Annotated in this window: 1 protein-coding gene; it reads right to left on the reverse strand. The window is 39.1% G+C overall.

Going from position 1 to position 1,290, the window contains the following annotated elements; all coding sequences use genetic code 11:
* Positions 1 to 1,290, reverse strand: a 1,290-nt coding sequence (locus IQ246_RS29705) for an RNA-guided endonuclease TnpB family protein (RefSeq protein WP_194006859.1), incomplete at both ends; no start/stop codon positions are given.

Here is a 1,290-nt window from a genome sequence, read left to right on the forward strand (position 1 = left end):
TTAGCTTGTGCTAAATGATGACAAGCTGAACATTCTTGGGAAGTAAACTTAGGATTAATAGATAATACTTGCTTACCAGATTTTGACGCTAACCAAGCAATCTTAGAAAATAATTCACCCCAACTAGCATCAGATATAGATCGGTTCAATCCGCGCTTTGCAGATTGTCCATTAGCCATGAATCTTCCCTTCTCCCTTTTGGGTTTACATCGGGACTTCATAGCTTTAACATTTAGCTCCTCTTGAACAATCGCCGCAGCAGTACCAACAACAATATTTGCTGCTTTCCATTGATGAGCATTCCGCTTGTCAGCAATGTTTTTATGCAGCTTTGCAACTATTATGCCAGCTTTTTTACGATTCTTAGAACCCTTAACTTTACGGTTTACCCTGCGCTGCCTAATTCTTAGTTGACGGCGAGTTTTCTTATTAGTTGCGAACTTAGGATTTTCAATAAACGAGCCATCAGTGAGGGAAATTAACTTATTAATCCCTACATCAATACCTACTGCTGAGGATACGGTTTCAACATCTGAGACTTCAGGCAAAGATTCTGATAGGTTGAGCAATACACTCATGTACCAGCCATCAGCTTCTTTAATTACTGTTACGGTTCTAATATCAGCATCTACTGGAATAGTCCGACTATCGAAATAACGCATAGTCCCTAGCCCAGGAAAATACGCATGGGAATAGCATCGCCGACTATTAGATGAGTAGTTGACAGTTAACTTTACTTGTCCTGGCTTAAATTGAAAGCTTTTGAAGTTAGATGCCTTGCGAAATGCTGGAAATCCTCTTTGATGTTGGAAGAATCCATTGTAAGCAGTATCTAGTTTAGCTAAGTTGCCTTGCAAAACATCTGAATTAACCCGACTATACCATTCAGACTCAGAGCGTAATTCAGTTGTTCTTTTACTTTGAATATCAGCAGCATGTCCCCAAACTAAACCATGTTTCTTACTGTTTTTTGTTAACTCAGCAGACATCACCCCATGTTTAACGATAGGGCAAGTTAAAGGGCAGTAAGAACCATATTCAACCCGACTATCTAAATCGGAGAATGCACCGTACTGGTACATCACTAGCTCGTCTGATTTCTGATTATTAGTTTCAAAACCGCGCTGACGTTCTGCCAAACAATAATTTCTGTGTTTCCGCAAAGTAACAAGCCACTCAGACATTAAGGCTTGTTGCCTAATATTCGCTTTTAGCTTGAACTTCCAGCGTATTTGCACAGGTATATTTTGTTGATATAATTGACGATATTGATATACTAATCTACAACTA

Origin of the sequence: aff. Roholtiella sp. LEGE 12411 (genome assembly GCF_015206995.1) — a bacterium.
Lineage (GTDB): Bacteria > Cyanobacteriota > Cyanobacteriia > Cyanobacteriales > Nostocaceae > Komarekiella.